Raw genomic sequence first — 26146 nt, 5'->3', positions numbered from 1 at the left:
ATACCGGCGTTATAGGTGGAAGCATTCCGTCACTTACAGCATTTTCATGACCACTGTTTCCCGCCGCAGCCTATTGCTCCAGTCCGTTGCCGTCGTTGGTCTTTCCGGCCTTGCTGGGGGTGCGATCGCGCATACTGCCCGTGCCGCAGACATCAAGTACGGCCCCAGCACATCATTCAGCTTTGATGCGCTGATTAAGCGTGCGAAATGGCTGGCAAAACAGGAATATAAACGCACGCCGGTGGCCGCACCGCAGCAGATTGAGGCGCTCGATTACGACGCCCATTGGCAGATCCGGTTTCGTAAGGAGCAATCCCTCTACCCGGCAGCCCGCAGCGCGCCGGTTGAACTGTTCCATCCCGGCCGGTTTTTCCCGGAACCCGTTAACATCCATGAAGTCAGCGGTGGCGAGAGTCGTCAGGTAATCTATGACCGCTCGTTCTTCGACATGCCGGAGGACAGCCCCGCCCGCCATTTGCCGGAAGATACCGGTTTTGCCGGTTTCCGGGTCATGCGCCCCGGTGGCAAACCTGACTGGATTTCATTTCTCGGTGCATCCTATTTCCGTGCGGACGGCCCGCTTGGCCAATACGGATTGTCGGCACGTGGGCTGGCCATCAATACCGGCCTGGCGGAGCCAGAAGAATTCCCACGCTTCACTGATATCTGGCTCGGCCCACCTCAGGAAGAGGGTGATACACTGACTGCCTGGGCTTTACTCGATGGGCCATCGGTAACCGGCGCATATCAATTCGGCCTGCGTGACAAAAACGATTTGCCGGGCCAGCTGGTCACCGTCAAATGCCACATCTTCATGCGCAAATCGGTCAAACGCATCGGTATCGCCCCGCTCACCAGCATGTACTGGTATGCCGAACGGGACCGAGGACAGGATCACGCCCATGACTGGCGACCTGAAATTCACGATAGCGACGGACTGGCAATCAAGACCGGGCATGGCGAACGTATCTGGCGCGCACTGTGGAACAACCATCAGGGCGTTGAAACATCGAGCTTTTTCGATGAAAACCCGGATGGCTTTGGCCTGATCCAGCGTGATAGGAATTTCGAGCACTATCAGGATGACGGTGTCTTCTACAATCGGCGCCCATCGGTCTGGGTCGAACCACAAGGCAATTGGGGCAAAGGATCCGTACAGCTGATCGAGATCCCGACCCATGACGAAACCTTCGACAACATTGTCGCTTACTGGTCACCGGAAACCACGCCGGAAGCTGGTGATGAGCTGACTTACGAGTACAAACTCAACTGGACCGATCGCGATCCACAGCCGGAACAGGTGGCCCACACCCATGCGACCTATCAGGGCATCGGCGGCGCACCGGGCAGCGATTTGCCAAAAGGTACCGACAAGATGGTCGTGGACTTTATCGGCGGTCCGCTTGACACCATGCCTGATGACAGCACGGTCGAACCGGTGATTGAAGCCCGTGGCGGCAGAATTCTCGAACCGGTTGCCGTCCGTCCCGTGGTCGGCACCAAACGCTGGCGCCTTACTTTCGATTTTACAGCCGATGAAGGCATTGATAAAATTGAGTTACGAGCGTATTTGAAGCACGGCGACAAGACGCTCAGCGAAACTTGGATAACGCGCGCGTCCATCGACCATTCGTGACTTTTTTGCGGCGCAATATTTTTTCGGGAACCAACCCGATACCGCCCAAGTTACCTAATCAGTTGGTGTGAAAGCCAATTTGGACATCCGTCATCCGGGTTTTGACCTATAATGCATCGTCGCCAGTTCATAATGGCTGCGGCCGTTTCAGGCCTGCTCCCCACACTCATGTATCAGCGGGAACTGGCTGATGCCGCCAGCCCGGCCGAAACCGCAATACGCGGCTTTAAGGATGTGGTGCGCCTTGCCACCAATCAGGCTGGCAGCGCATTTTCGGCGCAAAAAATGGCGCTGTCTGCGCCTTTCGCTGATCTGGATCAAACCCATTATCACGGCATAACTGCCACGCCCGAGATACCCGGCATGCTTGGTGGTAACAAGGGTTTCAAACTGTCACCACTGCCCCCCGGCCTGATCTATCGCGACCCGGTCAAACTCTCGGTGATCGGCAAGGAGCAGACCACACCAATCAGCTTCTCGCCAGAGAACCTGCAATTCGATCCGGCACTGTTCGGTTATCCGGATGGGCGCGCACCGGCAGAGGTTTTCGATGGCCTCGACTATAGCGGGTTGCGCCTGTCCCATCCCGTGAACCAACCGGACAAGCTCGACGAGTTTCTGGTCTTTCAGGGGGCCAGCAAATTCCGCGCTCTGGCGCAGGGCCTGCATTTTGGTGCGACAGCCCGGGCACTGGCGATCAGGACCGGCACCCCCGGCGGTGAAGAGTTCCCGGTCATCAAGGCAATCTGGATCGTCGAGCCTGATGCGTTTGCCCAGGAGGTCACCCTCTGTGCCCTGCTCGACAGCCCATCCTGCACCGGTGCCTATGAATTCAGGATCATGCCCGGTGCCACCACCACGATGGACATCAAGGCTCGTCTGTTCCCGCGCACCGAAATCAGCCAGATCGGGATCGCCCCGCTGAACTCCATGTTCTTCTTCTCGCCCGGCGACAAGGTGGGCATTGATGACTATCGCAACGCCGTACACAACAGCAGCGGTCTGCAGATGATTACCGGTGCCGGTCGCCGCCTCTGGCGTCCGCTCACCAACCCGTCACAGGTCGAGATATCGGCTTTTCAGGACCTTAACCCGACCGGTTTTGGCCTGACGCAGCGCCCCCGAACATTTGATCACTATCAGGATATCCAGAACCGTTTTGAGCAACGACCCAGCGTTTGGGTCGAGCCAGCCTCCGGCTGGGGACAAGGCGCTGTGATGCTTGTGGAAGTGCCGACCTCGAATGAACTGAACGAAAACATCTTCGCCTTCTGGCGTCCGGCACAGCCAATCGGACCACAGCCGGATGGTCACGAATTCGCCTACAGGCTGCATTGGGGCCGTGGCGCGCCTGATGATCTGCCACCGGCAAGGGTACTGACCACCCGTATCGGTGATGCGGATCACACCGGCAGTTCTGCCCGCAGATTTGTCATCGACTTCCACAAATATGAAGGCATGCCGAGCCAGCTTTCCCTGCAACCGACTGTATCGACCGGTTCCGTCAGTGAACTGCAACTGCGCGAATTGCCGGACGGCAAGTTCATCCGCGCCAGCTTCCGGTTCGAGCCGGAAGGCACGGCAAAATCAGAGATGCAGATGGAGCTGCATGGACCTGAGGGGCCAGTTTCCGAGACATGGCTTTACCGATGGAACGGCCCATGAGCGTCATCGACATTCACAACAACATGGCAACCCCGCCACCGGCCCCGCTGGCGATGCCGATCCAGTCGCTCAAAAAAACACCGAAGGCCACATTTGACTGGCCCTCGGCCCGCACCATGCTGGCCCGACTTGTCGCCTTTGGCGGCGCGATCCTGCTGACATATTACGGCTATGTGCAGATGAATCTGGTGTTCGGCAACGAAACCCAGACCGTGCTGCAGGAAGTGCTGCTGGTTCTGTTCGTCACCACTTTCGGCTGGATTTCATTCTCGACAACCCAGACCCTTGCGGGGTTTTTCAATATCCGCGCATCGCAGAATGAACTGGACGAGGTCGACCAACGACGCGCCAATCTCGGTCGCACCGTACTCCTGATGCCGGTCTATAACGAAGATCCCGCTGCCACCTGTGCCGCGCTGCAAGCCATGGGCGAGGAACTGGCAGAAGCCGGTAATGGACAGGATTTCGAGATATTCATCGCCTCCGATACCCGCGACCCGGAAGCATGGCTGCGCGAGACCCTCGCCTATGCCGAGTTGAAGCAGGCGCTGCGGAACAAGGTCGCTGTCTGGTATCGCCGCCGCAAGCACAATACCGGACGCAAGGCTGGCAACCTGCACGAGTTCATCGAGCGCTGGGGTGCCCGTTATGACCACATGCTGGTGCTCGACGCCGACAGCGTCATGTCGGGTGACACCATCATCCGCATGACCGCCCGCATGGCAGCTGAACCAAAGCTGGGCATTCTCCAGACCCTGCCGATCCTCGCCGGTGGCAATACCCTGTTTGCCCGGCTGCAGCAGTTTGCCGGACGACTCTACGGTCCGGTGATCGCCAATGGCGTTGCCGCCTGGCAGGGCAAGGACGGCAATTACTGGGGCCATAACGCGATGATCCGGGTCAAGGCCTTTGCCGAGAATTGCGGCCTGCCGACCCTGCCCGGTCGCATGCCCTTCGGCGGTCATGTGATGAGCCATGATTTTGTCGAGGCGGCCCTGATCCGCCGTGGTGGCTGGCAAGTGCGCATGGATACCGATCTGGGCGGCAGCTGGGAAGGCTCGCCGCCGTCCCTGATCGATCTCGCCATCCGTGACCGGCGCTGGGCACAGGGCAACCTGCAGCACAGCAAGATCATCGGTGCCCGCGGCCTGCGCTGGCCGAGCCGGGTACATTTCTTCGTCGGGATCGGCTCCTATCTGATGTCGCCGATCTGGCTCGCCATGTTGCTGGTCGGCTTTACCCTGACCCTGCAAACCCTGATTATCCAGCCCGACTATTTCGAGGATGGTTTACAGCTGTTCCCGAACTGGCCGGTATTCGATGCCGAGCGCATGATCGGGCTGTTCAGCCTGTCGATCTTTATGCTGTTGCTGCCCAAACTGGTCGGCATGGTTGCGGCATTGATCCGCCCGGCAATGCGCCGGAAATTCGGTGGCGGCATCAGGATCATTGCCAGCACGGTGCTGGAGATTATCCTCTCCGCGCTTTATGCGCCGATCCTGATGATGATTCAGGTCTGGCAGGTGGTGCAGATTTTCGCCGGTTTCGACAGCGGCTGGGCGACCCAGACCCGTGAAGGTGCGGTGATGAGCTGGGGCGAGGCATTCCGGCGCCACCGCCGCCATGTGCTGATGGGGCTGATCCCCGGCATCATGCTGGCATGGCTCGCCCCGAACCAGTTGATCTGGCTGTCCCCGGTACTGGTTGGGCTACTGCTCTCGCCCTGGTTGTCACGGATCAGCGGTTGCCAGTGGACCGGCACATTCCTGTCCCGCATCGGCCTGTTGAAGACACCGGAAGAAATCGCAGAACCACCGACATTCACTCGCATGGATGCGCTGGTCGACAACTATCGCGGTGCATCGAGCGCCGGATTGCTGGCGCTGTTCGAGAATCCTGCCGTGCTGACCAGCCATTGCGCATCGCTGCAGCCCGATGATGGTGAAGATGAACAGGCTTTCCTCGACAAGGTCACGGCCCGTGCCAAACTCGAGGCCGCCCCGACGCCGGAAGCCGCGCTGAAATGGATGAACAAAAACGAGCTGACCGCCCTCGTCGGCACCGCCAACGAACTGGTCCCGGCCTATAAACCAAAGGCAGAGCGACAGCAGAAAGAGGGCTAGAGGCTTGAACGCCCGGTCAGGCGACCTCGATCGGATCGAGCAGGAACACGGTGCGGTCGGCAAGATCGCAAATGACTGAAAAATAATTCTCGAAATGCGCTGTCTTGCGATGTGCGTCGATCGCCGAACTGTCGGTGTAGAGCTCGTCGATAACAAACCGGCCCGGCTGCGCCTGATCCTCCCAGAGGTCGTACCGCAGATTGCCCGGCTCTGCCCGGCTGGGGGCAACCATACCGTCGAGCAGCGCACGCAACGCCCCGGCCTTCCCCTCATGGGCGGTCAGAATAGCGACAATCTTTACGTTGGCTGACATGGGTTAATCTCCTTTGGATGGGTGGGTTCCGGCACGGCGCAATCGCAGTACGCCTAGCAGTATCTGTCCGGAAAGCAGGGGCAGGAGGCTGCTAATCACAATAACCAGCCAGCCATCAGGTCCGGGTGGCACCATGTTCAGGACCGATGAGAGGGCCGGTATGAAAACCGTAGCCAGCAACAGGGCGAGACAAAACAGGGTGGCACCCCAGACCCAGCGGCTGGAGACTACATTGTTGCGGATCAGACCGGCATGGGCATCGCGCATGTTGAAGACGTGCCAGAGCTGGGCAAAGCCGATCGAGATAAAGGCGATGGTCGCCGCCCCTTGCGCGCCGACCTCCAGCACAAACAGGCTGAAGACAAAAGCCGCAAGCACGGACAGGCTGATGGCAACGCCGTGGAACATGATCATGCCCCAATGTACCCGGGTCAGGATAGGTTCATCGGCAGGCCGTGGCGGGCGCTTGTCGATCGAGGCATCGCCCTCACCCATCGCCAGGGCAAACGCCGGAAAGACATCGGTGACCAGATTGAGAAACAGGATTTGCAACGGCAGCAATGGCAAGGGCAGACCGGCGAGCAATGCCAGCGCAATCAGCAAGACCTCGCCGAGATTGCAGGACAGCAGATAAACGCAAAGCTGGCGGATATTGCTGAAGATGACGCGCCCCTCGCGAATGGCCAGCACGATGGTCGAGAACGCATCATCCCGCAGGACAATATCCGATGCCTCGCGCGCCACATCGGTGCCCCGAATGCCCATGGCGACACCGATATCCGCCTTGCGCAAAGCCGGTGCATCATTCACGCCGTCACCGGTCATCGCCACCACATGCCCCTTCGCCTGCCATGCAGCGACCAGATCAAACTTGTTCTCCGGCGTGGCCCGGGCATGCACATCATCACCGAAAGCATCCTTGTCGAGACCAACAGACCGGGCGATAGCGCTAGCCGTGACCGGGTGATCACCGGTTACCATCACCACCCGCAAACCGGCATCATGGCAGGCATTGATCGCCGTCTGAATATCGCCACGCGGCGGGTCGCGCAGGGCGGCTATCCCGAGCAGGGTCAGACCGGCATAGGGATCACTGATGTCGCTGTCGGCATATCGTTCGGCGAGCGCAATCATCCGGTAGCCCTCGGCGGCGAGGGCGGCCATCTCGGTCTCGATCTTCTGGCGCAGCGCCGGGGTGAAGGGCTGTTCCTCACCGGCGCTGATCACGCTCGTCACATGGTCCAGCACCGCTTCCGGCGCGCCTTTTACGGCGGCGAATACCCTGCTCTCGGCATCATCATCCCGATGAATGGTCGCCATCATGCGCAAACCGGGATCAAAGGCGAATTCCCTGATCCGGGGATGCCTGCCCAGATGCCCGATGCAGTCCCGGCCATCCAGCCGTCCGGCTTCCAGCAACGCCACTTCCAGCGGATCGCCAGTGGTATTGCCACTGATCTCGTCGAGCGTGGCGTTCGAGCACAGCAACCCGACCCGCAAGGCGTGATCAAGGGCAGTCCCCGGCGCCGGGGCATCTTTGCAGGGCGTAATACGGCCCTGCCCGTGATCAACCTCATACAACCCATCCACGGTCAGCAGAAAACTGACCGTCATCCGGTTTTCCGTCAGCGTGCCGGTCTTGTCGGTCATGATCACCGATGCGGTGCCCAGCGTCTCCACCGCACCGAGCGTTCTCACCACGGCATTGCTGTGCGCCATCCGCAACATGCCTCGCGCCAGAGCCAGCGTCCCGACGATCGGCAGACCTTCCGGAATTGCCGCCACGGCCAGTGCAATCGCCGCCTCGACCATCTGCCGCCAGGGTTGACCAGACCACAGGCCCAGCAGACCGATCAGAACCGTCACCCCAAGGGTCAGCCAGATCAGTTGCCGGGTCAGAACCGCCAGCCGCTCCTCAAGCGGTGAGGCACTGTCCTCACCCGCCTCCACCAGCAATGCGATACGGCCGAGTTCCGTCGACCGGCCGGTTGCCGTCACCACGGCCTCGGCAGAGCCGTTGGTCAGGCTCGTGCCCTTGAACAACATGGATGTCCGCTCATGGATTGCCGCATCATCGGTCACCGCAGCGAGCGCCTTGCCCACAGGCACGGATTCCCCGGTCAGCGCGGACTCATCGACCGACAGTTTCGAGACCGTAAGCAGTCTGGCATCGGCAGGAACCTGATCGCCCGCCTCGAGAATGATAATATCGCCGGGCACTAGATCCTCAGCAGGCAAGACCAGAATATAACCGTCCCGCCGCACCCGGGTGACCAGCGTATCCAGTCGCCGCAGGGCCTCCATCGAACGCACAGCCCGGAATTCGGCGATAAAGCCAATCAGGGTATTAATCATCAGCACACTGGCAATGGCCACGGTCTCGGCCCAGTCGCCAAGCGATGCCGACAGGCCCATGGCGGCGGCCAGCAGGGCCACCACAGGGCTGGCAAATTGCCGGACCAGTATTCGCAGCGCCGAGACGCTTTTGCGCCCCGCAACCTGATTTTTGCCATATCGGGCCTGCCGGACATCAATTTCACCAGCACCAAGACCGGCGGTCTGCGCAGTGCCGGTCAAGGCCAGCACGTCTTCCGGCGACCGGGCATGCATATCGGCAGGCAGAGACACACCATCCCTGCTGCCCGCTTCTGCTGGCTCTACCCTGCGCATGTGTTGATATGCCTTTTGACTGGATTGAGCGACTTGACCGTTCAAGCGACCGACCAGCCGCTCCCTGACCTCGCCCGACAAGGCTAAATGCTAAACCAGCCCATGTCAGCCGCACAGAACGATGTTGCAGGCGTATTTTTTTCCATTATTGAAACAGAAAAACAAATTAGCCCTGTTCTCGGGCGCAAGGATACGGAACGACATGGAACACGCCGCAGCAGAACATCATCATCTGATAGATATTATTGCAAATATCTTGCTGTTCTTCGCGATTGCCGGACTTGCCGTCCCATTTTTGCAGAGAGTCAGGGTTTCACCCGTTTTGGGATACCTTGTCTGCGGCATTTTTGTCGGCCCGTTCGGGATAGCACAATTCTCGGACACGCATGAATGGCTTGGCTATATTTCGATTGATGAACCGGGAACCGTTCAGGTGCTTGGTGAGCTTGGCATTATCACCCTGATGTTCATGATCGGGCTGGAACTTTCCCTTGATCGCCTGAAAGAATTGCGCCGGTTTATCTTTGGATTGGGCTCTGCACAGATACTGATTACAGCGCTGGTTATTTTCGCCATTGCCAGCCTGTTTGATAATGCTTTACAGGCATCCATCCTGCTTGGGGCTTCATTCGCGCTCTCTTCAACCGCGATTGTGATGAAGCTTCTGGAAGAGCGCAAACTGTCCAGCCGGCCGATTGGCATTCTGTGTTTTTCGGTGCTGTTGATGCAGGACCTGGCCGTCGTTCCCATTCTGGTGCTGGCATCATCCTTTACCGGCGATGCAGAAACCAGCGTTATTGTTGCACTGGGCAGCTCATTGCTTCTCGGGGCTGCAACGGTGGTGGTAATTTACTGGCTTGGCAAAAAGGTACTGACCCCCGTACTGCGGTCCATCAGCTTCTCGACAACGCCGGAGTGGCTCGCCGCCTTCATCGTATTCGTAGTGCTGGCCTGTTCCGTTGTGACCCATGCCGCAGGTTTGTCGTTGGCGCTCGGCGCCTTTATGGCGGGACTGCTGATTGCAGAAACCGAATTCAAGCACGAGGTTGAAGTCATCATCAACCCGCTCAAGGGCCTGCTGCTTGGCGTGTTCTTCCTGTCCATCGGCATGATGATCAATCTGACCGAAGTGATGACGCATCCGGCACTGCTTTCCATCTCCGTACTCGGCATCTATTTGCTGAAAGCCTGCATCATACTGCTCTTGTGCCTTGCCTTCCGCGTGCCGGGCAGGCAGGCGGCCGAAGCGTCGGTATATCTGGCGCAGCCCGGTGAGTTTGCCCTCATGATCCTTGGTGTCGCCATGTCCACGCAGCTGATGGCTGTCTCGGATGTCCAGTTCTTCCTGCTGGTAACTGTAGTGGCCATGATGCTGACCCCGATATTGTTCAAGCTGGCCCCGGTCGCCGGAAATTGTGGTCATCGCTTTTTTGGTGAAGGCGAAGCCACGCCGTCATCCTCGGCAATCAGCGGGGGCAATAAAGTCGTCATTGCCGGATTTGGTCGTGTTGGCCAGCTTATAGCCAGTGTTCTCGAGGAGCAGCGCATTCCCTATGTTGCGTTCGACCACGATGGGGAACGTGTACAGCGGCTCAAAAAACAGAACTTTCATGTCATCTATGGCGATGCCCGAAAACGGGAATTATGGCACCACCTGATAGGTGAAAACATCGAAGTGGCCGTGATTGCGATAGATGATCATCATGCTACCAAACCGATTTTAAAGTCTCTTCGAGCCCAGTTTCCCCTGTTACCGGTCATTGTGCGGTCCAAGAATAATGAAGACCTGAATATGCTGTATGACGAGGGTGCCAACGATGTTGTGGCAGAAACACTGGAATCCAGTCTGCGTATCGCCCAGCTGTTGATGGAAAAGCTCGGAAGCGGGCCTGATGAAACAAAAGGCATGATCGAAAAAGTGCGGGCAGAGAGCGCATGACAAGGTGCGATTTGAAAGTCAATCTTGGCCTTCAAATGAATGGCGGTGGTGGCAGTCGTCTGCGAACCATGCTCGTTTCCCTGTTATCGCTGCAATACAGGGATTATCAACATTCATGCGTTCTCAAAACAGTGCCCCTGCCCATGAACAGGGCAGAGAACTGCGGCACAATCAGAAAATTCCCTGATCGTAGAAACAGGGAAGTGAATGCTGCTGAACAGGGAATTATAGTTCGATACCAATCGTCGCGAACCAGTTATTCAACTGCTCAAGCTGGCGACGGGCCAGATCAACATGGGCTTCATAATCTTCCGGGTATGGCTTCTCTGTTCGTATCTCGAACAAAGAGGCCCCGGTCTGGCGAGCGATTGTGCTGGCAAATACCCGTGTATTCCCGCTTCGGGTGAGATACGCGACAAGAATTGGCGACTGATCGCGGCTCTGCCCCCGGACAGTGTAGGCTGAGAGCACACCCGCACCGGCAAGTGATGACGACAGCACAGCAGACACAGCATCTCTTCTGGTTCTCGTTGTCACAGCTTCTAGGCCTGCGGGTAATCCATACGACTGATATGTGGCTCCAAGACAGGCATGACAGGGGCAAGCACATCGGCATATTTCAACCAACGGCCACGGGCATGGGTGAATATCCGACCACCGGCAACATCACGGGCTGATGGCGTACTGATAACCTTGCCGGATGAGGATTGGCCAAACTGGCGGACGTTGTCCTCCCAATCGAGCGACAGGAAACCGAGAATGCGGCTCAGACAGGCATCGAAGTCGGTCAGCAGCATTTCATAACGATGCTCGATGAATGAAATATCCAGCCGGTCACGCGCCTCTGCCCAGAAGGACATGACCGCATGATAGGCCCGTGCCGTATCCTCGATATCCAGAAACTGGATCATTGCTTCATTGAGCTGGAAATTCTGCATCCAGCAGCTGAGGACCACATCACGAGGGTCTCGCAAGGCGACAATGATCCGCGCATTCGGAAACAGGCGGGATATCCAGCACAGATAGACAATATTCAACGGCAGCTTGTCGACCAGCCGCCGATCGCCGAGAGGCCCGACAGCAGTTTCCATTGCTTTGAAGTAAGCCTGTCTCAGCCCGGCGATGCTCTTGTCATCAAGCGCAGCCAGACTGTCAATCTCACCGGCCTCTTGCAGGACTTCTGCAAGGACCGGTTGCTCATCGCTGGTCATCAGACGCGAATGCCCGGCCAGAGATTGTTCGAGCAAGGTGGTGCCAGAGCGCGGAAAGCCAACGAGAAATACTGGATCAGCAAAGCCGTCTGACGGTTGGTCCGGCAATGAAGCCTTTTCCAATTGCCGCAGAAATTCATACTGACGATCAATTTTCGCGAAAAACGCCGCGTCATTTATCTGTTGTGCAACCGGGCTTTCGGCATGCAGCTGATTGGCGCGTGAAAATGCTCTCACCGCCGCTGGCTGGTCACCCAGCCGGTCATGGGCATGACCAAGCTCAAACGCAATCGAGCTTGCCTGCGCAACCGGCAAACCGCCCTGGCCCGCGACAGCCCCAAGCAATCTGACTACGTCTTCATGCTTTCCCTGACGACGAGCGATACGCGCCAGCACGAGACGCGCTTCGGCATTCTCCGGCTCTAACTCAAGTGCGCGAAGTGCAACCTTGTGCGCTGTTTCCAGATTTTTTCTGCGCTCTTCCAATGTCGCAAGCCCGATAAGCGCGCGAATTGCACCCGGATCAATTTCCAGTGCCCGCTGCAAGTTTACAGCGGCAACATCATATGCCTGACCATCCTGTTGGACCTTGGCCAGATTGCAGAGATACTCCACTGACTTGGGTGCCAGTTCGCAGGCCTTTTCCAATGCCTGCAGTGCTGCCTTGCGATCACCAGCATCGTTCAGCACAACACCGAGATTGTTATACAGTGGCGCAACCTGATCCTGCCTGAGTGCATCCTGCAAGACTGTGACAGCCTGTTCCCGCTCACCGGTCTGAACCATCAGATTGGCAATACGAATGGAAAGGGCCGTATCTCCAGCCCTGTTCTGAAGCGCCTGCTGAAAATGCGTCAGCGCCTTGTTCAACTCACCCTTGCGTTCATAGGCATCAGCAATCCTGATTTCGATATCATAACCTGAGCGTCCCAGCTTTCGGGCCTTCTTATAGGCCTTGATCGCAGGCTCATACTTCCCGGACATGCGGGCCGCTTCACCGAGGTGAAACTGATAATCAACATTGCCGGGTTTGTGCTGGACAGCCCTGGACAGATACTCAACAGCCTTGCAGGCCTGACCGTTTTTCAGAAATGCGATACCGGCCAGATACTGTACGTCGCCATCCTTCTGGTGCCTCTCGGCAAATGGCAGGATCAGGCGCAGAGCCTCCCCGGCTCTACCGATCCGCAGCAGGTTTACAGCGGTTTGAACGGCCTGTTTGACATAGGCCGGATTTGCGTTGTGATACAGCAATCGGGAAAGCGCCAATCATTGCGCAGCTAAGGGCAAGACAGTTGCGCAAAACATGCCGGTAACGATTGTATGCGCACATACAAACATAAGACTTCCCACGGCAAAAGATTAGTGGCTCAAAGCTGCAAGGCATCGTGAATACAATTCATGAATGCCAGACCTGATGGTTATCGGGTCTGGCCTGCTAGTTAATCGGCATTGCATGATTTAAGTTACCGGCTGCTTTCCCCGATTCCGGCAGGTTGTCATTGATGCTCACGCCATATCTCGAACATCCCGAACACATTCTCAGCCAGTGGCTTGAGTGGCGATGCCATGGCCCGGTCGCAATCATCTTTGTGATCGCGACCGAGGGCGGCGGCGTGCGGGCACCGGGAGCCATGATGCTGGTCAGCGCCGATGGTCAAAAAGCAGGCTATATTTCCGGCGGCTGCATTGATGCCGATGTTGCATCACAGGCCGTAGACTGCCTGAGGACCGGGACAGTGAAACGGCTGATATATGGCCGTGGCTCCCCGTTCATTGACCTGCCCCTTCCCTGCGGCGGCATGATCGAGGTCATGATCGTCCCCGATGCCAACGAAGATGTTATCCGCGCCAGTCATGATCGGCTTGCCGCGCGACAGACCGTTCTGGTCACGCTCGATGATAACGGCAACCTTGCCGTTGCCTCATCGGGGATACCAGCGACAGGCATGACCTTCCGATACACGCCGAGGCTGAAGTTGCGTATTGCCGGTCGCGGCGCAGATGGTCTGGCACTGGCCCGGCTGGCGAGTGCCAATGGCATCGAAACCACGTTGATGCTACGCGACGGCGAGGATATCGAGGAAGGCAAGAGACTGGGATTGGATAACCTTGTTCAATTAACCAGTCCCGAGCACCTGCCTGAACTGCAGGATGATCCCTGGACCGCCTTTCTGCTCGCGTTTCATGATCACGACTGGGAAACCAGCCTGTTACAGCAGGTCCTGCAGGGACCGGCATTTTATGTCGGCGCCGTGGGTAGCCAGCGCAGCCATACAGAACGCTGCCAGCGACTGGCTGATCATGCCGTGCCAACGCATCAGATCAAACGCATCCACGGTCCGGTCGGCCTGATCAAGGCGATGCGGGATGCGTCATTGCTGGCTGTATCCATACTGGCGGAAATCATCGAGGCCTATCACCTCAGAACCTATGCACCGCTGCATGATACAGCGCTGATCCTCTTGGCTGCCGGTGCTTCCAGCCGCTTCACCGATGGCGACAAACTGCTGGCCGGGTACAAAGGGCGCCGGGTGATTGATCACGCAGCCTTGGCCCTCAGCCACCAACAGGTCACAGCACGCATTGCCGTTGTCCCACCGGATGCTGGTGAAGCGGACGGCAAAGCCGACCATACAGCGCGGGCCAATGCCTTGATTGAGGCCGGATGGCAGGTTGTGGTCAATCAAGATGCAGCATCCGGCATGGCCAGCTCCCTGGCCGCCGGCATATCGGCGATCCGTGACAATGGTAGTGACCCGACACATGCACTCGTGCTGCTCGGCGACATGCCCAACATACCGGATGTTCATCTGTTTGATTTGCGTGATCTGATCACGCCGGAGCGTCCCGCCGTCATGTCACGTTTTGCCGACACCACAACGCCACCGGCCATGTTCTCGGCCCATCTTTTTGATGCGCTTGAAAAGCTGACCGGCGATCGCGGTGCCAAGCAGCTGTTCAATCAGCTGGAAAACACCGCGACACTGGATATGCCAGCAGAATGCGCGGTTGATATCGACACCGCGCAAGACCTGAACCGGTAAGAAGATGCCGCAGGTTCAGAGGGCAGGCATATCAGCGAGAAACTTGTCGAGCGTAATCGGATAATCGCGAACCCGTACCCCCGTGGCGTTATAAACAGCATTAGCCACAGCAGCAGAAACCCCACAAAGACCAAGCTCGCCAATCCCCTTTGCCTTCAGCGGATTTGATTTTTCATCTTCATAATCGAGAAAGATCACTTCCTGTTCAGGGATATCGGCATGTACCGGCACTTCATAACCGGCCATATCGTGATTGATGAACAGACCGTATTTGGTGTCCGGTGCCAGCTCTTCCATCAGGGCACCACCGACGCCCATGGTCATCGCACCGATAACCTGTGAGCGCGCAGTAAGCGGGTTCAGAATGCGACCGGCATCACAGACCGCCAACATCCGTCGAACGCGGATCTCACCGGTTGCCGCATGGACACCGACCTCAACGAAATGCGAGCCGAAGGTCGAGAACAGTTCCTGCTTACGGATACCTTCGAACCGTATCGTGTCTTCGGCAACAATTTCAGTGTTCTCAACAAGTTGATCCAGAGCATAGTTCTCATTGCCAACCGTCACGATGCCATCCCTGAAGACCAAATCATCAGGATCACGATTGATGCGTTCGGCAATAATCTGACGCAGCGCAACGGCGGCGGCATAGACACCGGATGTGCTGCTGGCAGCGCCCCATTGTCCGCCAGAGCCGGCAGACACCGGCATCGCTGAACTGCCCAGCTTCACCTCGATCTGCTCTACCGCCAAACCAAGCATTTCAGCCGCGGTCTGGGCGATGATTGTGTATGAACCGGTGCCGATATCGGTCATGTCGGTTTCAACAACCAGCTTCGGTCCGGGCTGCAGGCGAAGACGCGCGCCGGATGCCATTACAGGAGCTTCACGATACGCACCGGCCATGCCATGACCAATCAGCCAATGGCCGTCACGCATTTGTCCGGGTTTTGTATTTCTATCTGCCCATCCGAACCGTTCAGCACCAACCCGCAATGTTTCGACAAAATTGCGTTGCGAGAAAGGCTGTTCCGGCTTCTCAGGATTGTACTGAACATCATTGACCACCCGGAACTCGACCGGGTCCATGCCCAGCTTCTCAGCCATCTCATCCATGGCGATCTCGAGGGCCATGAGACCAGCAGTTTCACCGGGTGCACGCATGGCGTGGGATTCCGGCATGTGCATCGTCACCTTGCGATCAATGATCAAACGATGATCACCGGCATAAAACGCACGTGTCGGAGCGGTACTGTTCTCACCCTTGTCACCGTAGGGTTGATTGTATGACGTGTTGTCATGAGCGATCGCAATGATCCGCCCGTCCTGATCCGCACCTATCCGTATCTTCTGAATTGTGCCTGCGCGGTGCGCGGTATTATTGGCGATGATTGGTCGCGGTAACATCACCTTGACCGAGCGGCCGGTTTTACGAGCAGCAAGAGCTGCCAAAACCGCATCAACGCGGACAAAAAGCTTCGCTCCGAACCCACCACCGATATACGGAGAGTCCAGCAGAATATCATCGGGAGACATATCCAGAATGGTTGCCACCGCCTGACGCCCCCATTCAATCATCTGGTTTGATGTCCAGAGCGAGAGCTTGCCCCCCTTCCACTCCGCAATCGATGCGTGTGGCTCCATCATCGTGTGGCTTTGCCCGGGTGTCGTGTAGGTCTCGTCCAGTTTGACCGGTGCCGCCCGGAATGCCGTTTCAAAATCACCGACAGAGGCTTCCGGCTCCACATCCTGATTGGCAAGTTCACGCCCCTGTGTGGAGAAATCGAAGTCGGCACTGGTGTCAGCCATGTACTTCGTTTCAATCAGATTGGCAGCAGCCCGTGCCTTCTCGAAGGTTTCGGCGACGACAACGCCAATCGCCTGATGGTAAAACTCGACCTGATCACCCCCGAAAAGATAGGCATAATGGAAATTCGTCTTCCCGAGGCGATCCATATCAAGGGTTGTGATCACATCGACCACGCCCGGTGCCGCTTTCGCCTTCGTGGTATCCATGGACAGGATACGCCCCTTGGCAATGCCTGAGACGACTGGATAACCATAAAGTTGCTCTGCCGCTGACACGTCATGACGCTCATAGGCATATGGCGCGAGACCGGTGGTTTTCAGCGGGCCATCAATCCGGGTAACGGCTTGACCGAGGACGACCTTTTTATCAGCAGCATTGCTGCCTGCCGGTTTATCGAAAAGCATGGGTTCAGGCCTCCTCGTATTCTTTGATCAGGCCAGCCAGCGTTCGTTGCGCCAACGTGACTTTATAGGCGTTATGTTCGGTCGTTCTGGCGCCCCCAAGCAGATCGGCGATTACCGCACTGGCTCCACCGCTATGCAGCTTCGCCTCGGCAGATTTCTTGCGCCAGGGTTTGGGAGCAACCCCACCCAGCGCAACCCGTGCAAGGCCGTTGTTGCCGATCACGACACCGACAGAAACCAGCGCAAAGGCGTAGGACGCCCGATCACGTACCTTGTGATACATCTGCCAGCCACCAAGCGGCTGCGGCAGATGCACAGCGGTGATGAACTCACCCTGTTGCAGGACGTTTTCGATATGCGGGGTATCACCCGGCAGACGATAAAACGCGTCGATCGGGATTTGCCGGATCTCACCCTCAGCACTGATAGTCTCAACCACGGCATCAAGCGCCTGCATGGCAACCGCCATGTCACTCGGATGCGTTGCGATACAGTGATCACTGACACCGACGATACCAAGCTGCCGGTTGAAGCCTTCCAGTGCGGCACAGCCAGAACCGGGCTTGCGTTTATTGCACGGCATGTTGGTGTCATAGAAGTACGGACAGCGGGTACGCTGCAGCAGGTTGCCAGCCGTCGTTGCCTTGTTGCGCAACTGACCTGACGCCCCGGCGACCAGCGCACGGGTCAGCAGCGGGTAATTTTTGCGAACCAGAGGGTGCGCAGCAAGATCGGTATTGCGAACCAGCGCCCCGATCCGCAGCCCATCGGATGTTTCCTCGATGGTATCAAGTCCGGTGCCATTCACATCAATCAGATGTGCGGGCGTCTCGATCTCCAGCTTCATCAGATCAAGCAGATTGGTGCCGCCGGCGATAAACTTGGCACCGGGCGTTCTGGCAGCCGCGGCAGCGGCAGCTTCAGGTGTCGAGGCTTTTTCAAAACTGAATGTCTGCATGATCAGGCCCCCGCCACATCAGCGATTGCATCCATGATATTCGCATATGCACCGCAGCGGCATATGTTCCCGCTCATGCGCTCCTTGACCTCGGCAGCACTGAATTGAACAGATGCGGTCAGGTCCTTGGTCACATGGCTAGGAATACCTGCTTTCATTTCCTCAAGCGTAGCCTTGGCAGAGCAAATCTGGCCCGGAGTGCAATAACCGCACTGATAGCCGTCATGCTTGATAAAGGCTTCCTGCATTGGATCGAGATTATCCGGCTTACCGATCCCTTCAATTGTGGTGATCTCATCACCCTCATGCATCACGGCGAGCGACAGGCAGGAATTAACCCGGCGGCCATTGACCATCACCGTGCAGGCACCGCACTGGCCATGATCACAGCCCTTTTTGGTGCCGGTGAGTTGCATGCCCTCGCGCAGCGCGTCGAGCAGGGTCACACGGTTATCGACAACCATGCTCCGGGTCTCGTCATTTACCGTCAGGGCGATTTCGGAAACGCCGGTACGATCAATCACGCCGTTATTCTGGGCTATTTCATCTGCAAGACTGGAATTTTTGGGCAAGAGGAACACCGTAGCTGTTGCACTGCCGAATATCATCAACTCACGACGGGTGATTTCAAGCCTGTTATCGGCTCTCTCTACCGGTGATAATGAACCGGATTCTGACGTGTTTTTGCGACGCATGACCTACCCTGAATTTTAATTATAATAATTCCAAGGTAGGTCATTCCTTCAGTAAGTCTATGCAACCAAATCGCATAAAACTTATGTTTTCAATTCATATAACCTATCATAAAGCCGCTATAATCCCTGCTTTCCAGAAGCCGTAAAATTTCAAACAACAATCAAAACAGCGAAAATGCCTCCAACAATGAAACGTGATGAGCCGGGCGATCTGGTAGAATTTCTGTTGGCACAGCATTCCGCTTGAACTCATCGCAGAAATTGTCCGTCCCATGTTGGTTTCCTCTCATCGCGGATATGCGGACAATCAATTTAATCGGCAATTAATGAGTGAGCCTCATGAGTGTTTGTGAGTTCAGCCGGATTATACCGGCAGCCTTCTCTAACTAAGTTAATGCCAAAGGAGCGGCTTGCGGTCGCTCCATTGGATATTGCTCTCAGGAGCTACAAGAGAAAGGAACTCGAAAATGGTATTGCAAGATACGCAAACATTGCCGAATGGCGTTGCCATTCCAAAGCTCGCGCTCGGTACATGGATGATTGATGACGACAAGGCGGCTGAGGCAGTCAAGGCTGCAGTCGAGATTGGCTATCGTCATATCGACACTGCTCAGGCCTATGGCAATGAGCGCGGCGTTGGTGAAGGCGTGCGCAGCTGTGGCGTGCCAAGAGATGAATTGTTCGTGCAAACGAAACTCGATGCCGGGATCAAGGACTACGAAGGTGCCAAGGCCGCGATTGATGGCTCTCTAGAAACGTTGGGGCTCGATTACATCGATCTGATGATCATCCACAGCCCGCAACCCTGGGGTAATTTCGGCGATACGGACCGTTACTTTGATGGCAACCTCGCAGCATGGAAAGCGCTGGAAGAAGCGCTTGGGGCCGGCAAGGTCCGCGCGATCGGCGTATCAAACTTCCAGAAAGCCGACCTCGACAACCTTATCGAGCATGCGACGGTCAAGCCGATGATCAACCAGATTCTTGCCCATATCGGCAATACGCCGTTTGAGCTGATTGACCATGCCAAGAGCCAGGGGATGCTGGTCGAAGCCTATTCCCCGATTGCACACGGCAAGATTCTCGACAATGCCGAGATCGGAGCCATGGCGGAAAAATATGATGTCAGCATTCCGCAACTCTGCATCCGATATATCCTCCAGCTTGACCTTTTGGCCCTGCCCAAGACCGCAAATCCGAAGCACATGAAGATCAATGCTGATGTGGATTTCGAGATTGCGGCCGAGGATATGGAAACGCTGAAGGCAATCACCGCAAAAGACTATGGCGATGCCAGTGTCTTCCCGGTCTATAGCGGCAAGGTTTAATCGGTTTGCTCAATACGGATCCGGAACTTGCCATCCTTGAGCAGCATCTCAATCGGGCCGTCAAAGGCACCCAGGCGGATCAGGCCACTTGTCGCCGGAAACGATTTGTAGAAGATCGCGAGATTTCCCCACGGGGCGTATAGCGTGATGTCACCCGGCGAAGCGGCGAAGCTTGCCGGGGCACCTGTGATGTCCAGCCTCCTTGGCAGGTCTGCTATTTTTTCTATGCCGTGATAGTCCGACAGGGTCAGTTCCAGCGGTAGCAACTTGGCGAAATCGCGACCTGATGCAGTGTCATCAAGCGTTGCATAGAGTTCGTCAGTGCCGATGATGAATTTAATCCGCGTCATTGCTTTCTTCTCCGCTGCATCGGTGGCCAAGGCAAGAGGCTGCGCGAGATTCAAGGCAATCATTGCGCTGGCCAACATCACGGCCTTGATAATTGTGCGTCGCATTTTCCCGGGGCTCTCCGCGATTTATCCTGATCTGGCTATATGTGATTCTGCTGCTTTAGTGAATACATCCATTTTTCAAGCCATCTATGGCTTTTGCTCATGAGTAGACAACTTATTCATCCCGATGAGCTAGGTGCGCACGTAGGCTTATGAGTTGTGCTCATCTGTGTTTTCCGATTGCAGGGCATTATCCTTTGGCCTTGTGCCAATAGGTTTATGGACAGGCACGGGATGAGCCCTGGCCGGAAGGCCGCGAGGCCGCCTCTCACAAACGGAGACGACCTGTCATGTTTCGAATTATTGGTACTGCTCTTGCTCTCACCCTCATCGCTCCAGCTGCTTTTGCACAATCCGTTGTGATTACGCATAGCGAGGATCGAGGCGGGCAAATCGGCAGCCCTGAAGTATTTACCGGAACATCATTCGTGGCCCCGGTATTCCCGCCAGAAATGAATGATGTCAGTGCCGGCGAAGTAACATTTCTGCCCGGTGCCCGATCTGCATGGCACACCCACCCTGCAGGGCAGATGCTTGTCGTAACCCATGGCACCGGTTGGACCCAGGAACGTGGGCATGACAAACAGGTCATCAAGGCAGGCGATGTGGTCTGGTGCCCGCCCGGTGTTGAGCACTGGCATGGTGCAACAGACAGCACTTCCGTGACCCATTATGCGATGCAGGGAACCGTTGACGGCTCTGCCGTTGAATGGGGTGTACATGTCACCGATGAAGAATACGCAAACTGATGATCGATACAGGCCGCGGGCTATGTCCGCGGCTTCTCGATCACGGGCATATGTATAGACTTCCGGCGCGACCAGCAGATAGTCTGGAAGGGAGAATGACATGATCCTTGACCAGCAGGTCAGAGCCACCCTTATGCTGCGCGAAAATATCAACGATCTGATTGCGCTCGCCGCTGTTGCGGAAGAGCGTAGCTTTACCAAAGCCGCAGCCCGTCTGAATGTTTCACAGTCGGCGCTGAGCCATACGATCAAGGCGCTGGAACAGCGCCTTGGCTTACGCCTGCTGACCCGTACGACACGAGCAGTATCCCCCACGCTTGAGGGCGAAGACCTTCTGGCGACCATAGGGCCGTGCTTTGAGAAGATCGAGGCACGGCTTCAGGCTCTGAACGATGCCAGAGACCAGCCGACCGGTACGGTCAGAATTGTGGCAACGGAGTATGCCATTGAAACACTGCTCTGGCCCAAGCTGTCGCCGGTTATCAAGGAGCACCCATCGGTCAATGTCGAGTTCGTCATGGATTACGGCTACACCGACCTCGCTGAGTCCCAGTGCGATGCTGGTGTGCGCTATGGCGAACAGGTCGGAGAGGGTATGATCTCCATGCGTATCGGGCCGGATGAGCGCATGATCTGTGTCGGCTCACCGGCCTATTTTGAAGAGGCTGGCGTGCCAACCAAGGTTCAGGATCTGGCCGAGCATCGTTGCGTCAATCTTCGGTTGTCGACCCATGGAGCGCTTTATGCATGGGAGTTCGAGGATGCAGACGGCAATGACATCCGCGTCAAGGTAAGGGGGCAAATCTGTTTCAATACGATCAATCCGATTATGCGGGCGGCGCAGGATGGTCATGGTCTGGCCTTGTTGCCCGAACGTCTTGCCGCTGAGCATGTTGCATCTGGTGAGCTGAAAACCTGTCTTGAGGATTATTCGCCCTATTTTCCGGGCTTCCACCTCTATTATCCCAGTCGTCAGCGACCATCATCGGCATTTCAGGTCGTGCTTGATGCGCTGCGTGAACGTGGCTGAACATTCATGATTACAAATCATGAGTGGCTTGATGGTTTCCGGTATTAAGCTTGGGCGGCACAACTCCACATCATACAGGTAATGATAACCAGTAGATGGAGTTCCGGCATGAAGACCTACCTAACCGCAACCGCATTGGCGATGATTGCATCGAGTGCTGCCGCTCAGGATATGAGCAAAACCCTGCCTAAAAGTGTTGGGCAGGTTGCGCCAGCATTGGAAGCATACAGTGCGAATAATCTGTTCGGTGAGGTTTGGCAGGGAGCCGAGCTCTCAACCCGGGATCGCGCGCTGGTTACCTTTGCGGCGCTGATGACCCGACACGAGACTGGCAATCTGGCAGAGCATATTGAGTTAGCGCTTGATGCTGGTGTTTCACCCGCTGAAATTTCAGAAACCATTACGCATCTGGCTTTCTACACCGGTTGGGGCAATGCGATCGCTGCGACTGAAGCTGCCGCGCCGGTTTTTGCAGAGCGCGGTGTAAAGCCGGAAGACTTGCCGGTTGTGGATCCAGAGTTGTTGCCATTGAATGAAGAGGCCGAGGCCGCACGTGAAAAAGCGGTGTCTGGCAATTATGGTGATGTCAGTCAGGGTGTCGTTGATAATACGCGTGAATTGCTGTTTCTGGATTTGTGGTTGCGTCCGGATCTGGCTCCGCGGGATCGCAGCCTTGTGACTGTGGCAGCACTGATTGCCGCTGGTCAGCCGGAACAGATGACCTTTCACCTGAACCGGGCCATGGATAACGGTCTGACCAAGGAAGAGGCTGGCGGTGTCTTGGCTCATCTGGCCTTTTATGCCGGCTGGCCAAAAGTGTTTTCGGCATTGCCGGTGGCCAAAGAGGTGTTTCAATCCCGCGCTGACTGAGTGTGGTGCAATACCAGGGGAAGCAAGTGAGAATAGCTATTCTGGGATCAGGCCTGATGGGCGGCAAGCTGGGCCAATTATGGGCGCAATGCGGGCATGACGTAACCTTTGCCTATGCCCGCAATGCAGCGAAGCTGGAGCGTCTGGCGACTGAGAGTAACGCATCCTGGGGTTCCATATCACAGGCCGTGCAGAACGCAGACGTAATCCTGCTCGCGGTTCACTGGTCCCGCATTCCGGATGTGCTCGATCAGGCTGGCGACATGGCCGGGCAGGTTGTGTTGAATTGCTGTATTCCCCTTGATGACAGCAATACGGATATCGTTGTGGGCAAGACGACTTCCGGTGCCGAGAAACTGTCAGAAATGCGCCCGAAAGCGCGCTGGGTATCAAGCTTCAACACCAGCCCATCCGAGAGCTTCCGCCCTGTTTTTGCGCGCAAGGGTCAGAAGCCTGCACCGCAATTGCTGGTTTATGGTGACGATGCCGGTGCCAAGGATATTGCCGGCGAGCTGATCCGCGATATCGGTTTTGAGCCATTGGAAGCAGGTGGGCTTATCACCGGCCGTTTTGCCGAGCCATTCGCCATGGTGACCGCAGAATTGGCATACAGCCAACCCGGCGGACCTGCATTGACCTATCATTTTGAGAAATTGCATCAGTGAGATGCAGATTAAGGAGAACTCATGAAAATCATTCGTTCCGGTACCAATCCATCAGCCCCCGGCCCCGATGACTATTTCACTGGTACAGTTCGTATCGATCCGCTGTTCGCAGCTGAGGAACCGGGTCGGACCAGCGGTGCCCATGTGACGTTTGAACCGGGCGCCCGCACTGCCTGGCATACGCACCCGGCTGGCCAGACCCTGATTGTGACATTTGGCAGGGGACGGGTTCAGCGTGAAGATGGCCCGATAGAAGAGATCAGCCAAGGGGATGTCGTATGGTTTCCCGCTGGCGAAAAACACTGGCATGGAGCGCAACCGGACACGGCAATGAGCCACATCGCGATACAGGAAAGTATCGACGGCAGTCCCGTAACCTGGCTGGAGCAGGTGTCAGACGAGGATTACAAGGGCTGATTGCTTCTCCCGGTCCTTGAGTGTCAATCCCAGACCTATGCGGTGCGACGTGCAGCTAAACAGTGCTGAAACGGTTGGTTATGCCTAGACCCGAAATCATCTGTCATATGATCACTTCCCTTGATGGCCGTCTGTTGACGGAACGCTGGCCATCAGGGGAGGCGGCGTTGATGAACCTCTATGATGCAGCTGCCGAGCGCCTTGATGCTGACGGCTGGATTGTCGGGCGCAAAACGATGGAACACTATGTGGCCTCGGATCGTCCGGCTCTGGCCGACCGCGCACTGTATCGTTCAGACCTGATCGGTGCGCGCAGCGATCGTCAGATTGGTATCTGTTTTGATCGGTATGGAAAGCTGCGCCCCGAAAGTGATGAGATTGAAGGCGATCATCTGGTACTGGTCCTCTCGGACCGGGTAGCCCAAAGCCATGTGGATGCGCTGACGGCGCTTGGGATATCAATATTCTTTGCCGGTCCTGAGGGCGACGAGATTGCCCAGGTTATTCAGCGTATCGCTCAGGCCTTTGGGGCAAGACGCCTGTTGCTTGAAGGGGGCGGGGAACTGAATGGAGCGTTTCTCGTTGCCGGTATGATCGATGAGGCCAGCACGCTGGTCTTCCCGGTCGTTGACGGTCAGCAGGGCGTACCCGCGATTTATGATCGACACGGTCGTACAATGGCACAAAAACTGGCGTTGATCGGCGTCGAACAAATGCAGGACGGGGCAGTCTGGTTGCGGCACCGTGTTATCAAGGCCGACAGACAATGACCGATAACGAGAACGCAAAACCTGCGAAATGGCCTCTGGCAATTATCGCCATAGCAACATTCCTGTCATTGGTGGTTTTTACACTACCGCTGACTACTCTGGATGCGATGACGGCTGCTCTGGCACTGTCACCGGAAGAACAGGCATGGATCATGAGCGGCATGCCGCTCGGTGCAGCATGCGGATTGCTGACGGCAGGCGCTCTGGGCGACACCCATGGTCGACGGCGCACTTTTGTCGGCGGCTTGTGGCTGACAGCATTGGCCTCGATTGCGGCCGCGCTCTCACCCTCCGGCGTCATGCTGATTGCAATGCGCGTCATGCAGGGGCTGGGCAGTGCCGGCATAATGGCCTGCGGCCTTGGTCTGATAGGACAGATATATACCGGCCCCGACCGGCGACATGCAGCTGCGATCTGGGCGTCATCAATTGGCGCAGGCGTTTCCGCAGGACCGATTATTGCATCACTGCTTTTGCCTGTCGGTGGCTGGCCGTCTGCTCATTGGCTTATTGCTATGATCTCGGCACTGCTGGGGGTCATGGCCATGCTGCGCTTGCCGGAAAGCCCCAGAACCGGCCGCAAAGTCGACCTGCCCGGCAGCGTTCTGTTGATCGTTGGACTGGGAGCCTTGTTATCGGCACTGACCGAAGCCCGGCTTGGCTCTGTTGCGCTTGTCGTTGCTCTTGCAGTAATCGGCTTATTCCTGATCCTGACATTCATATGGGTTGAGCGACGGGTCGGTAATCCAATTCTGCAGCTTGACTTGTTCCGCTTGCCTGATTTCAACAGCGCAACGATTGCAGCATTTGCGTCCGGGGCAGGTGTGTTGGCGCTTGTGTCTATGGTGCCGACAGTACTGGTTCGGGGGCTGCATGTTGCACCGATTGCGGCTGCGCTTATTCTGGTAACCTGGTCAGGGATGACCATGTTGTCCGCGCTCGGCGCCAGATTTCTGCCGGACAGGGTCTCGGCCCGACAATGGGTGATTGTTTCCCTGTTTGGTTGCGGTCTCGGCCAGTTTTTACTGATTGGTATCGGTGGCGACAGCAGCTGGATGATTGTCTTGCCCGGCTTGTTTATTGCAGGTGTCTCGAATGGCATCCTGAATGCCTCACTCGGGCATGAAGCGGTTCAGACCGTGCCGGCTGATCGTTCCGCCATGGGCTCCGCTGCAAATAATACCGCACGTTACCTCGGGTCGGCGCTTGGCATCGCCATGATCTCAATCATGATTGCGAATATGCAAGGTGAAGCCTTCTTTACGGGGTGGCATGAGGCGGTGATTGTCACGGTCGGTTTCAGTCTGCTCGGCGCAGCATCAATGATTTTTCTGAGCAAGCGATCGGTCAGTGAGGCGTAGCTTGCGCATAATCGGACTTCATCTCGACAA

21 protein-coding genes are annotated in these 26146 nt (G+C 56.6%); 13 read left to right on the top strand and 8 right to left on the bottom strand.

Annotated features, from left to right (window positions below):
• The first annotated feature begins 46 nt into the window (after window positions 1-46).
• From CBB62_13530 to CBB62_13520, 3 genes are all read left to right on the top strand, one after another.
• Window positions 47-1636: a glucan biosynthesis protein D gene (locus tag CBB62_13530; GenBank protein OUT39399.1), complete on the top strand. Its 1590-nt coding sequence runs from the start codon at window positions 47-49 to the stop codon at window positions 1634-1636.
• 111 nt (window positions 1637-1747) lie between these two features.
• Window positions 1748-3301, top strand: coding sequence for a hypothetical protein (locus CBB62_13525; GenBank protein OUT39398.1), 1554 nt, complete (start codon window positions 1748-1750; stop codon window positions 3299-3301).
• 23 nt (window positions 3302-3324) lie between these two features.
• Window positions 3325-5424, top strand: coding sequence for a glucan biosynthesis glucosyltransferase H (locus CBB62_13520; protein ID OUT39822.1), 2100 nt, complete (start codon window positions 3325-3327; stop codon window positions 5422-5424).
• Between the two features lie 16 nt (window positions 5425-5440).
• On the opposite strand, the gene CBB62_13515 is transcribed toward CBB62_13520, so the two are convergent.
• A complete protein-coding gene (locus CBB62_13515; GenBank protein ID OUT39397.1) occupies window positions 5441-5737 on the bottom strand; it encodes an antibiotic biosynthesis monooxygenase in 297 nt (98 codons plus the stop codon).
• A gap of 3 nt (window positions 5738-5740) precedes the next feature.
• Window positions 5741-8407, bottom strand: coding sequence for a hypothetical protein (locus tag CBB62_13510; GenBank protein ID OUT39396.1), 2667 nt, complete (start codon window positions 8405-8407; stop codon window positions 5741-5743).
• Window positions 8408-8609: 202 nt separating this feature from the next.
• Between CBB62_13510 and CBB62_13505 the strand changes: the two genes are divergently transcribed.
• Window positions 8610-10346: a sodium:proton exchanger gene (locus tag CBB62_13505; GenBank protein ID OUT39395.1), complete on the top strand. Its 1737-nt coding sequence runs from the start codon at window positions 8610-8612 to the stop codon at window positions 10344-10346.
• Window positions 10347-10571: 225 nt separating this feature from the next.
• On the opposite strand, the gene CBB62_13500 is transcribed toward CBB62_13505, so the two are convergent.
• Window positions 10572-10769, bottom strand: a complete 198-nt coding sequence (locus tag CBB62_13500; protein ID OUT39821.1) for a hypothetical protein — start codon at window positions 10767-10769, stop codon at window positions 10572-10574.
• Window positions 10770-10888: 119 nt separating this feature from the next.
• Window positions 10889-12826: a hypothetical protein gene (locus CBB62_13495; GenBank protein OUT39394.1), complete on the bottom strand. Its 1938-nt coding sequence runs from the start codon at window positions 12824-12826 to the stop codon at window positions 10889-10891.
• A gap of 236 nt (window positions 12827-13062) precedes the next feature.
• On the opposite strand from CBB62_13495, the gene CBB62_13490 reads away from it, so the two are divergent.
• Entirely contained in the window at window positions 13063-14604 is a 1542-nt protein-coding gene (locus tag CBB62_13490) for a xanthine dehydrogenase (GenBank protein ID OUT39393.1), read from the top strand.
• 15 nt (window positions 14605-14619) lie between these two features.
• Here CBB62_13490 and CBB62_13485 read toward each other — a convergent pair whose 3' ends face one another.
• From CBB62_13485 to CBB62_13475, 3 genes are read right to left on the bottom strand one after another with little or no spacing between them, the layout of a single operon-like run.
• Window positions 14620-16821 carry a xanthine dehydrogenase gene (locus tag CBB62_13485; protein ID OUT39392.1) on the bottom strand — a complete coding sequence of 734 codons (2202 nt, stop codon included), beginning with the start codon at window positions 16819-16821 and terminating at the stop codon, window positions 14620-14622.
• 4 nt (window positions 16822-16825) lie between these two features.
• Complete coding sequence (locus tag CBB62_13480) at window positions 16826-17779, bottom strand: molybdopterin dehydrogenase (GenBank protein ID OUT39391.1); 954 nt, start codon at window positions 17777-17779, stop codon at window positions 16826-16828.
• Between the two features lie 2 nt (window positions 17780-17781).
• On the bottom strand, window positions 17782-18474 hold the full coding sequence (locus tag CBB62_13475; GenBank protein ID OUT39390.1) for an aldehyde dehydrogenase iron-sulfur subunit: 693 nt from the start codon (window positions 18472-18474) through the stop codon (window positions 17782-17784).
• Between the two features lie 467 nt (window positions 18475-18941).
• On the opposite strand from CBB62_13475, the gene CBB62_13470 reads away from it, so the two are divergent.
• Window positions 18942-19802, top strand: a complete 861-nt coding sequence (locus CBB62_13470) for a 2,5-diketo-D-gluconic acid reductase (GenBank protein OUT39389.1) — start codon at window positions 18942-18944, stop codon at window positions 19800-19802.
• Here CBB62_13470 and CBB62_13465 read toward each other — a convergent pair.
• Entirely contained in the window at window positions 19799-20152 is a 354-nt protein-coding gene (locus CBB62_13465; GenBank protein ID OUT39820.1) for a hypothetical protein, read from the bottom strand. The genes CBB62_13470 and CBB62_13465 overlap by 4 nt on opposite strands.
• Before the next feature lie 392 nt (window positions 20153-20544).
• Between CBB62_13465 and CBB62_13460 the strand changes: the two genes are divergently transcribed.
• The 7 genes from CBB62_13460 to CBB62_13430 all read left to right on the top strand — a co-directional run bounded on the left by CBB62_13460 (window position 20545) and on the right by CBB62_13430 (window position 26116).
• Window positions 20545-21003, top strand: a complete 459-nt coding sequence (locus CBB62_13460; GenBank protein OUT39388.1) for a TetR family transcriptional regulator — start codon at window positions 20545-20547, stop codon at window positions 21001-21003.
• A gap of 133 nt (window positions 21004-21136) precedes the next feature.
• Window positions 21137-22033: a LysR family transcriptional regulator gene (locus CBB62_13455; GenBank protein ID OUT39819.1), complete on the top strand. Its 897-nt coding sequence runs from the start codon at window positions 21137-21139 to the stop codon at window positions 22031-22033.
• 108 nt (window positions 22034-22141) lie between these two features.
• Entirely contained in the window at window positions 22142-22903 is a 762-nt protein-coding gene (locus CBB62_13450; protein ID OUT39387.1) for a 4-carboxymuconolactone decarboxylase, read from the top strand.
• 26 nt (window positions 22904-22929) lie between these two features.
• A complete protein-coding gene (locus CBB62_13445) occupies window positions 22930-23568 on the top strand; it encodes a transmembrane reductase oxidoreductase (protein ID OUT39386.1) in 639 nt (212 codons plus the stop codon).
• Between the two features lie 21 nt (window positions 23569-23589).
• Complete coding sequence (locus CBB62_13440) at window positions 23590-23985, top strand: cupin (GenBank protein ID OUT39385.1); 396 nt, start codon at window positions 23590-23592, stop codon at window positions 23983-23985.
• Window positions 23986-24065: 80 nt separating this feature from the next.
• The gene (locus CBB62_13435; GenBank protein ID OUT39384.1) at window positions 24066-24755 is read left to right on the top strand and encodes a riboflavin deaminase; all 690 of its coding nucleotides are present in this window, start codon (window positions 24066-24068) and stop codon (window positions 24753-24755) included.
• The gene (locus CBB62_13430) at window positions 24752-26116 is read left to right on the top strand and encodes a hypothetical protein (protein ID OUT39383.1); all 1365 of its coding nucleotides are present in this window, start codon (window positions 24752-24754) and stop codon (window positions 26114-26116) included. Before CBB62_13435 ends, CBB62_13430 begins: the two co-directional genes overlap by 4 nt.
• Window positions 26117-26146: the final 30 nt, after the last annotated feature.

It is taken from the genome of Micavibrio sp. TMED2, from assembly GCA_002168225.1.
Lineage (GTDB): Bacteria > Pseudomonadota > Alphaproteobacteria > TMED2 > TMED2 > TMED2.
Note: the sequence above shows the minus strand (reverse complement) of the source record. Positions and strands in the feature narration are given on the sequence as shown.

What these genes read in the sequence shown, in the direction of transcription:
- CBB62_13530 (OUT39399.1), top strand. Translation starts at nt 47, where the DNA reads ATGACCACTGTTTCCCGCCGCAGCCTATTGCTCCAGTCCGTTGCCGTC.
- CBB62_13525 (OUT39398.1), top strand. Translation starts at nt 1,748, where the DNA reads ATGCATCGTCGCCAGTTCATAATGGCTGCGGCCGTTTCAGGCCTGCTC.
- CBB62_13520 (OUT39822.1), top strand. Translation starts at nt 3,325, where the DNA reads ATGGCAACCCCGCCACCGGCCCCGCTGGCGATGCCGATCCAGTCGCTC.
- CBB62_13515 (OUT39397.1), bottom strand. Translation starts at nt 5,737, where the DNA reads ATGTCAGCCAACGTAAAGATTGTCGCTATTCTGACCGCCCATGAGGGG.
- CBB62_13510 (OUT39396.1), bottom strand. Translation starts at nt 8,407, where the DNA reads ATGCGCAGGGTAGAGCCAGCAGAAGCGGGCAGCAGGGATGGTGTGTCT.
- CBB62_13505 (OUT39395.1), top strand. Translation starts at nt 8,610, where the DNA reads ATGGAACACGCCGCAGCAGAACATCATCATCTGATAGATATTATTGCA.
- CBB62_13490 (OUT39393.1), top strand. Translation starts at nt 13,063, where the DNA reads ATGCTCACGCCATATCTCGAACATCCCGAACACATTCTCAGCCAGTGG.
- CBB62_13485 (OUT39392.1), bottom strand. Translation starts at nt 16,821, where the DNA reads ATGCTTTTCGATAAACCGGCAGGCAGCAATGCTGCTGATAAAAAGGTC.
- CBB62_13480 (OUT39391.1), bottom strand. Translation starts at nt 17,779, where the DNA reads ATGCAGACATTCAGTTTTGAAAAAGCCTCGACACCTGAAGCTGCCGCT.
- CBB62_13475 (OUT39390.1), bottom strand. Translation starts at nt 18,474, where the DNA reads ATGCGTCGCAAAAACACGTCAGAATCCGGTTCATTATCACCGGTAGAG.
- CBB62_13470 (OUT39389.1), top strand. Translation starts at nt 18,942, where the DNA reads ATGGTATTGCAAGATACGCAAACATTGCCGAATGGCGTTGCCATTCCA.
- CBB62_13465 (OUT39820.1), bottom strand. Translation starts at nt 20,152, where the DNA reads ATGACGCGGATTAAATTCATCATCGGCACTGACGAACTCTATGCAACG.
- CBB62_13460 (OUT39388.1), top strand. Translation starts at nt 20,545, where the DNA reads ATGTTTCGAATTATTGGTACTGCTCTTGCTCTCACCCTCATCGCTCCA.
- CBB62_13455 (OUT39819.1), top strand. Translation starts at nt 21,137, where the DNA reads ATGCTGCGCGAAAATATCAACGATCTGATTGCGCTCGCCGCTGTTGCG.
- CBB62_13450 (OUT39387.1), top strand. Translation starts at nt 22,142, where the DNA reads ATGAAGACCTACCTAACCGCAACCGCATTGGCGATGATTGCATCGAGT.
- CBB62_13440 (OUT39385.1), top strand. Translation starts at nt 23,590, where the DNA reads ATGAAAATCATTCGTTCCGGTACCAATCCATCAGCCCCCGGCCCCGAT.
- CBB62_13435 (OUT39384.1), top strand. Translation starts at nt 24,066, where the DNA reads ATGCCTAGACCCGAAATCATCTGTCATATGATCACTTCCCTTGATGGC.
- CBB62_13430 (OUT39383.1), top strand. Translation starts at nt 24,752, where the DNA reads ATGACCGATAACGAGAACGCAAAACCTGCGAAATGGCCTCTGGCAATT.